The 7,441-nt window shown below is 66.3% G+C and carries 7 protein-coding genes; 2 read left to right on the forward strand and 5 right to left on the reverse strand.

The genetic code is table 11. The annotated features are described in order from the left end of the window. Window positions 1–359 (forward strand): 3D domain-containing protein (locus JMF90_RS15895; protein ID WP_268905977.1); only part of this gene is annotated, 359 nt, incomplete at its 5' end. A 287-nt stretch (window positions 360–646) separates the two neighbouring features. On the opposite strand, the gene paaK is transcribed toward JMF90_RS15895, so the two are convergent. The 5 genes from paaK to paaN all read right to left on the reverse strand — a co-directional run bounded on the left by paaK (window position 647) and on the right by paaN (window position 6,271). Beyond that, a complete protein-coding gene (gene paaK / locus JMF90_RS15900; protein WP_054928331.1) occupies window positions 647–1,945 on the reverse strand; it encodes a phenylacetate--CoA ligase PaaK in 1,299 nt (432 codons plus the stop codon). Between the two features lie 38 nt (window positions 1,946–1,983). Further along, window positions 1,984–2,436: a hydroxyphenylacetyl-CoA thioesterase PaaI gene (gene paaI / locus JMF90_RS15905; protein ID WP_011546526.1), complete on the reverse strand. Its 453-nt coding sequence runs from the start codon at window positions 2,434–2,436 to the stop codon at window positions 1,984–1,986. A gap of 1 nt (window position 2,437) precedes the next feature. Next, window positions 2,438–3,229 carry a 2-(1,2-epoxy-1,2-dihydrophenyl)acetyl-CoA isomerase PaaG gene (gene paaG / locus JMF90_RS15910; RefSeq protein WP_027813574.1) on the reverse strand — a complete coding sequence of 264 codons (792 nt, stop codon included), beginning with the start codon at window positions 3,227–3,229 and terminating at the stop codon, window positions 2,438–2,440. A 45-nt stretch (window positions 3,230–3,274) separates the two neighbouring features. Further along, a complete protein-coding gene (gene pcaF / locus JMF90_RS15915) occupies window positions 3,275–4,477 on the reverse strand; it encodes a 3-oxoadipyl-CoA thiolase (protein WP_054928332.1) in 1,203 nt (400 codons plus the stop codon). Window positions 4,478–4,564: 87 nt separating this feature from the next. After that, the gene (gene paaN, locus JMF90_RS15920; protein ID WP_054928333.1) at window positions 4,565–6,271 is read right to left on the reverse strand and encodes a phenylacetic acid degradation protein PaaN; all 1,707 of its coding nucleotides are present in this window, start codon (window positions 6,269–6,271) and stop codon (window positions 4,565–4,567) included. A gap of 129 nt (window positions 6,272–6,400) precedes the next feature. On the opposite strand from paaN, the gene JMF90_RS15925 reads away from it, so the two are divergent. Next, a complete protein-coding gene (locus JMF90_RS15925) occupies window positions 6,401–7,177 on the forward strand; it encodes an enoyl-CoA hydratase (protein WP_006477030.1) in 777 nt (258 codons plus the stop codon). Window positions 7,178–7,441 lie beyond the last annotated feature (264 nt).

Consider the following 7,441-nt stretch of genomic DNA (forward strand, 5'->3'; position numbering starts at 1 on the left):
ACGCGCTGCTCGACACGAATCCGCGCTTCGTGTTCTTCCGCGACATGCCGACCAAGGAGGATGCGCCGCACGGCGGCGCGGACGGTCCGATCGGTGCGCTCGGCGTGCCGCTGACGCCTGAGCGCTCGATCGCGGTCGATCCGTCGTCGATCCCGCTCGGCACGCCGGTGTTCCTGCAGACCACGCGTCCGCTGACGAATACGCCGATGAACCGGCTCGTGTTCGCGCAGGATACGGGCTCGGCGATCAAGGGCGGCGTGCGGGCGGACTATTTCTGGGGGCTTGGCGACGACGCGGGCGACCAGGCCGGCCGGATGAAGCAGGTCGGCCGGATGTGGCTGCTGTTCCCGAATTCGTGATTTGGGGGCGGCGCGGGTTGCCCGGAGGGTGGCTCGTGAACGAGACGCGGCATGGATGGCGCGTCTCATTGTGCGCGGGGCGTGCCGGTCTGATCGCCGGTGTGTCCGTCTGATTTCAGTTCGCGTGATGCTCTGCGTGTCACGTCGAACGATGCTTTGGAGTAGAACAGCCCGATCGGCGTTGGCCGACCGGGCTGTTTCATTTGCAGGCTCGGATTCGCCGCTGCGCGGCGTGCGTGCGGCGAGTGCGCGAAGTTCGCGCCGCTCGCCTGCGCGGCGAGGTGACCTCAGCTCTTGCGCTTGTCGATGACGCGGCGCGCCTTGCCGACCGATCGCTCGATGCCGTTCACCGGCAGCACGTTGATCACGGCCGTCACGCCGATCAGCGACTTGATGTCGTACGCGAGCGCCTGTTTCGCCGCCTGGATCGCCGCGGTGTCGGGCGCGGTTTCCGGGCAGGGCTCGACGTTGAGCGTCAGCACGTCCAGCGGGCCTTCCTTCGTCAGCACGATCTGATAGTGCGGCGCGAGTGCACGCTGCTTGAGCAACTGCTCCTCGATTTGCGTCGGGAACACGTTGACGCCACGCACGATCATCATGTCGTCCGACCGGCCGGTGATCTTCTCCATCCGGCGCATCGTTCGGGCGGTGGCCGGCAACAGGCGCGTGAGGTCACGGGTGCGGTAGCGGATGATCGGCAGCGCTTCCTTCGTCAGCGACGTGAAGACGAGCTCGCCGAGTTCGCCGTCCGGCAGCACTTCGCCGGTTTCCGGGTCGATGATTTCCGGATAGAAGTGGTCTTCCCAGATGGTCGGGCCATCCTTGGTCTCGACGCATTCGGATGCCACGCCCGGGCCCATCACTTCGGACAGCCCGTAGATGTCGACCGCATCGATGCCCATCCGCTGTTCGATCGCGACGCGCATGTCGTTGGTCCACGGCTCCGCGCCGAAGATGCCGATGCGCAGTGAACTCCGCACCGGATCGAGGCCCTGGCGCTCGATCTCGTCGGCGATCGACAGCATGTAGCTCGGCGTGACCATGATGATGTCGGGCCGGAAATCCTGGATCAGATGTACCTGCTTCTCGGTCTGGCCGCCGCCGAACGGGATCACGGTGAGGCCCGCGCGTTCGGCGCCGTAGTGCGCGCCGAGCCCGCCCGTGAACAACCCGTAACCGTAGCTGACGTGCACCTTGTCGCCGCGGCGCGCACCCGCGGCGCGGATCGAACGTGCGACGAGATTCGCCCACGTGTCGATGTCGGCGGCCGTATAGCCGACGACCGTCGGCTTGCCGGTCGTGCCGGACGACGCATGGATACGCGAAATCTGGTCCTGCGGCACCGCGAACATCCCGAACGGATAGTTGTCGCGCAGGTCGCCCTTGGTCGTGAACGGGAAGCGCGACAGGTCGGCGAGCGACTTCAGGTCGTCCGGATGCACGCCCGCTTCGTCGAACTTGCGGCGATAGACGGGCGAGTGGTCATACGCATGCCGGAGCGACCACTTGAGGCGTTCGAGCTGCAGCGCGGTCAGCTCGTCGCGTGAGGCGGTCTCGATCGGCTCGAGCGGTAGCGGGGTAGTCATGCATGTCTCCAGTGTTTGTTATGGACGAGCCGCCGACGTCAGTGGTCTTCCGGGATGACCGTGCCCTTGATCTGGGCGGATTTGCCGCGAAACATCGCGACCGTCTCGCCTGTCTGGTTCGTGACGCGGATGTCGTAGATGCCGTGGCGGCCGGCACGCGCCTGCTCGATCGCCTCGGCCGTCAGCAGGTCGCCGCCGTGCACGGGGCGGAGGAATTCGATCGAGCAGCCGGCCGCGACCGCATTCAGGTTGTACGAGTTGCACGCGAACGCGAACGTCGAATCGGCGAGCGTGAAGATGATCCCGCCGTGGCAGGTCTGGTGCCCGTTCAGGAATTCGGGCCGCACGCGCATCTGAAGGCGGGCGTAGCCTGCGCGTACTTCAGCGATTTCCATACCGAACGCACGGCTGCAGGCGTCGGCGTCGTACATGGCCTGCGCGGTGGCGCGGGCGAGCGAATCGGGGTCGAGCGTGGCGGTGGCATTCGTCATGTCAACGCCCCTCGAAGCGCGGTGCGCGCTTCTCGATGAAAGCCTGCACGCCTTCCGCATAGTCGTGCGACTGGCCGAGCTTGCGCTGCAGGTCGCGTTCCACGTCGAGCTGCTGATCGAGCGTGTTCGTGACGCTGTCTCGCATCGACTGCTTGATCGATGCGATGGCGAGCGTCGGCTGCTGCGCGAGCTGGGTGGCGAGCTGGCGGGTTGTCGCGACGAGCGCGTCGTCGTCGACCGCACGCCAGATCAGGCCCCACTGTTCGGCCTGCTCGGCGCCGAGCTTGTCGCCGGTCAGCGCGAGCCCCAGCGCGCGTGCCATACCGACGCGTTGCGGCAGGAACCACGTGCCGCCCGAATCGGGCACGAGTCCGATCTTGACGAAGGCCTGAATGAAACTGCTCGAGCGGGCGGCAAACACCAGATCGCACGCCAGTGCCAGATTCGCGCCGGCGCCGGCTGCCGTGCCGTTGACGGCGGCGATCACCGGAATCGGCAGGCGCTGCAGGCGGCGAATCAGTGGATTGAAATGCTCGTCGATCAGCGTGCCGAGATCGGTGGACGCGCCCGGCGTGAAGTCGAGGTCGGCCAGATCCTGACCCGCGCAAAAGCCGCGCCCCGCACCCGTCAGGATCAGCGCGCGCACGCCGGCCGCCTCGACCTCATCGAGCGCCGACTGCAGTTCGCGATGCATCGCCCGCGTGAAGCTGTTCAGCTTGTCGGGCCGGTTGAGCGTGACCGTGGCCACGCCCGCAGCCTGATCGATATCCAGTTGGATCGCCTGATAGGACATGCAGTGTCTCCTTCATGACTTCGTTATAGGCGGGCGGCGCGTGGGTTACACGCGTTCGATCGCGATCGCGATGCCCTGGCCGACGCCGATGCACATCGTACAGAGCGCGAAGCGGCCGCCGGTACGCTCGAGTTGATGGAGTGCCGTGGTGACGAGCCGCGCGCCCGATGCGCCGAGCGGGTGGCCGAGCGCGATCGCACCGCCGTTCGGGTTCACGCGCGGATCATCGTCGGCCACGCCGAGCATGCGCAGCACGGCGAGACCTTGCGACGCGAACGCCTCGTTCAGTTCGATCACGTCGAACTGGTCGATGCGCATGCCGAGCTGGTGCAGCAGTTTCTGCGTGGCCGGCGCGGGGCCGATGCCCATCACGCGCGGCTCGATGCCGGCGGTCGCCATGCCGACGACGCGCGCGCGGCGGCGCAGGCCATACTGGTCGGCCGCCTGCGCATTGGCGAGTAGCAGCGCGCAGGCGCCGTCGTTCACGCCCGACGCGTTGCCGGCCGTTACCGAGCCGTCGGGACGCACGACGCCCTTCAGTTTCGCGAGCGCTTCGAGCGACGTTTCGCGCGGATGTTCGTCGCGCGACACGACGATGGCATCGCCTTTCTTCTGCGGAATCGTGACCGCGACGATTTCTTCAGCGAGCGTGCCGTCCTGCTGCGCCCGTGCGGCCTTCTGCTGGCTGCGCAGCGCGAACAGGTCCTGATCCGCGCGGCTGATGTCGTAGTCGACCGCGACGTTCTCGGCGGTTTCCGGCATCGAATCGACACCGTACAGCTGCTTCATCAGCGGATTGACGAAGCGCCAGCCGATCGTCGTGTCGTAGATGTCGGCCTGGCGCGCGAACGCGCTTGCGGCCTTGCCCATCACGAACGGCGCGCGCGTCATGCTCTCGACGCCGCCTGCAATCATCAGGCGCGCTTCACCTGCCTTGATGGCGCGCGCGGCCGTGCCGACCGCGTCCATGCCGGAACCGCACAGCCGGTTCAGCGTCGTGCCCGGCACGGCAGCAGGCAGGCCCGCCAGCAGCGCCGACATGCGCGCGACGTTGCGGTTGTCCTCGCCGGCCTGATTCGCGCAGCCGTAGATCACGTCGTCGATCGCCGCCCAGTCGACGTCGCGATTGCGCTCGATCAGCGCCTTGAGCGGCACCGCGCCGAGGTCGTCAGCACGGACATCTTTCAGGGCGCCGCCGTAGCGGCCGATGGGGGTGCGAATCGCATCGCAGATGTAGGCGTCTGTCATGAGCGTATCGGTGAGTGACGAACCCGCCGGGTGGCGGATTCGTTCATGGTAGAGAACGTAGTGGCGTTTGCACGTCGGCCAATCGGGTTATGCCGTCTGGCCAGCTTCCGCGGGTGCCGCCTTCGGGGCAACATGGACGCGGCTTTGCACCACGCGGAACCGGTTGGCGACGAATGCCGGGTCGGCCAGCGCTGCGTTGGCGGCCGGGTTCGCGCCCGTGCCGTGGAAGTCGGAGAACGCGGCCGACTGGTTGACGAATACGCCGCCCGTGAGGTTGATCGACAGCGCGACGCCGCCACGCACTGCCGCGTCGTGTGCGGCGTCGACGATTGCGTCGTCCGTGCTGTAGACGGAGAGGGTCAGCGCACCATGCTCGGCGGCGATTTCACCGGCGAGATCGAGCGACTGCGCGGTCGAGTCGGTCGCGATCACGAACGAGATCGGGCCGAACCACTCCTGTGTGAATTTCTCGCGGTCGGCCACGTCGAGTTGCAGCACGAGCGGCGTACGCACGCGCGCATCGGGGAAGGCGGGATGCTGGAGCGTCACGCTGTCCGCGAGTACGCGGCCGAGCTTGCGCGCGTCGTCGATGCGCGCAGTCACGCCGTCGTTCTGGATCGCACCGATCAGTTCGACCGAGCGAGCTGGATCGCCGGTGAGTTTTTGCACGGCAACCGCGATCGCCTGCGCGACTTCGTCGAAGCTCGCATGGCCGTCGGTCGTCCGGATGCCGTCGCGTGGCACGTAGATGTTCTGCGGTGCCGTGCACATCTGGCCGGAGTACAGCGCCAGCGAGAACGCGATGTTCTTGGCGGCGGCCTTCAGGTCGTCTGTCGAGTCGATCACGATCTGGTTGACGCCGGCTTTCTCGGTGTAGACCTGTGCCTGGTGGGCATGGCGTTCGAGCCACGTGCCGTTCTGCGTGCTGCCGGTGAAGTCGATCAGCTTGATCTCGGGGCGCAGCGCGAGGTCCTGGACGAGGGCGCCGTCGTTGGGTTCGGTCGCGAGGAGCGTGACGACGTTCGGATCGAACCCGGCTTCGCGCAGCACGTCGCGGGCGATCCGCACCGTGATGGCGAGCGGCAGGATCGCGCCGGGGTGCGGTTTGACGATCACGGTATTACCGGTTGCCAGGTCGGCGAACAGGCCCGGGTAGCCGTTCCAGGTCGGGAACGTGCAGCAGCCGAGCACGAGGCCCGTGCCGCGCGGCACGATCGTGTAGCGCTTGTGCATCGCGAGCGGCGGGTTCTTGCCTTGGGGCTTTTCCCAGTGCGCGTCGGCCGGGATGCGGCGCAGTTCGTCCCACGCATAGGCGACCGCCTCGAGGGCGCGGTCCTGCGCGTGCGGGCCGCCGGCCTGAAACGCCATCATGAAGGCTTGCCCGGTGGTGTGCATCACGCTGTAGGCAATTTCGAAGCTTGCACGGTTTAGGCGCGCGAGGATTTCGAGGCTGACGCCGACCCATGCGCTCGGGCCGGCTTCGCGCCACGTGCGTTGCGCGGCGGCGGCGGCAGCGATCAGTGCGTCGGGCGTCGATTTCGGGTACCGGACGCCCAGCCCGATGCCGTACGGCGAGCGCTCGGCGCCGACCGTTTCACCGGTCGCCGGCTGGTCGAGCACGAAGGTCTTGTCGAGGTGTGACTTGAACGCGGCCTCACCGTCCGCGCTGGCGCTTTCCCCGTACACTTTGGGGCTCGGCATTTCGGCGAACGGGCTCCAGTACCCGCGGCTCTCGATGGCGGCGAGTGCGTGTTTCAGCGTGTCTTCGTGCTTCGTGAACAGTGCGTGGGTCATGGCGGCGGCCTGATGAACGTTGAGAGGGATTGGATCGATTAATTAACCGACCGGTTGGTCGGAGAATGATAGCATCAAACTATTCGCATGTGCGAGGCGTTTCTCATTTCATTGATCGAGGAGAAATAGATGGCTTACGAGAACATCCTGGTGGAGACCCGGGGGCGTGTCGGTCTGGTGACGCTGAACCGTCCGAAGGCGCTGAATGCGCTGAACGATGCGCTGATGGATGAGTTGGGCGCGGCACTGAAGGCGTTCGATGCGGACGACGATATCGGTGCGATCGTCGTGACCGGCAGCGAGAAGGCATTCGCGGCCGGCGCGGACATCGGCATGATGGCGACCTACTCCTATATGGATGTTTATCGGGGCGACTACATCACGCGCAACTGGGAGACGGTCCGCGAGATCCGCAAACCGATCATTGCCGCAGTTTCGGGCTTTGCGCTGGGCGGCGGCTGCGAACTCGCGATGATGTGCGACATCATCTTCGCGGCGGACACGGCCAAGTTCGGTCAGCCGGAAATCAAGCTGGGCGTCATGCCGGGCGCGGGCGGTACGCAGCGTCTGCCGCGCGCGGTATCGAAGGCGAAGGCGATGGACATGTGCCTGACCGCGCGCTTCATGGACGCCGCCGAGGCCGAGCGTGCCGGGCTCGTTTCGCGCGTGCTGCCGGCCGACAAGGTGCTCGAGGAGGCGATTGCTGCCGCGACGACGATCGCCGAGTTTTCGCTGCCGGCGGTCATGATGGTCAAGGAGTCGGTGAACCGCGCGTACGAGACGACGCTGGCTGAAGGCGTCCACTTCGAGCGCCGGTTGTTCCATTCATTGTTCGCAACCGAAGACCAGAAGGAAGGGATGGCGGCGTTCGTCGAGAAGCGGAAGCCGGTGTTCAAGCACCGCTGATCGACTGGCGTCGGTCGGGTGTCCGGTGGCTGGCCTGCATCGGTTATCGGCGGAATCGCCTTGACCCGTTCATCAAAAGCCTCCGTGCGCGGCAGCGCACGGAGGCTTTTTCAAACTTTCTTCACAAAGCGCTTGCGTGGATGGGGGCGGGTGCTTAGAATCACGCCTCTTTCGCGCTAACGGAAACACGGCGCGGAAGGAAGGGAAGCAGTGCTGTTGAGGTTCGGCGGTAGCGAGCCTCTGCGGTACGGAAGTTGAGCCCCG

It is taken from the genome of Burkholderia sp. E168m23 (genome assembly GCF_016586125.1).
In the GTDB taxonomy this organism is placed as follows: domain Bacteria; phylum Pseudomonadota; class Gammaproteobacteria; order Burkholderiales; family Burkholderiaceae; genus Burkholderia; species Burkholderia orbicola.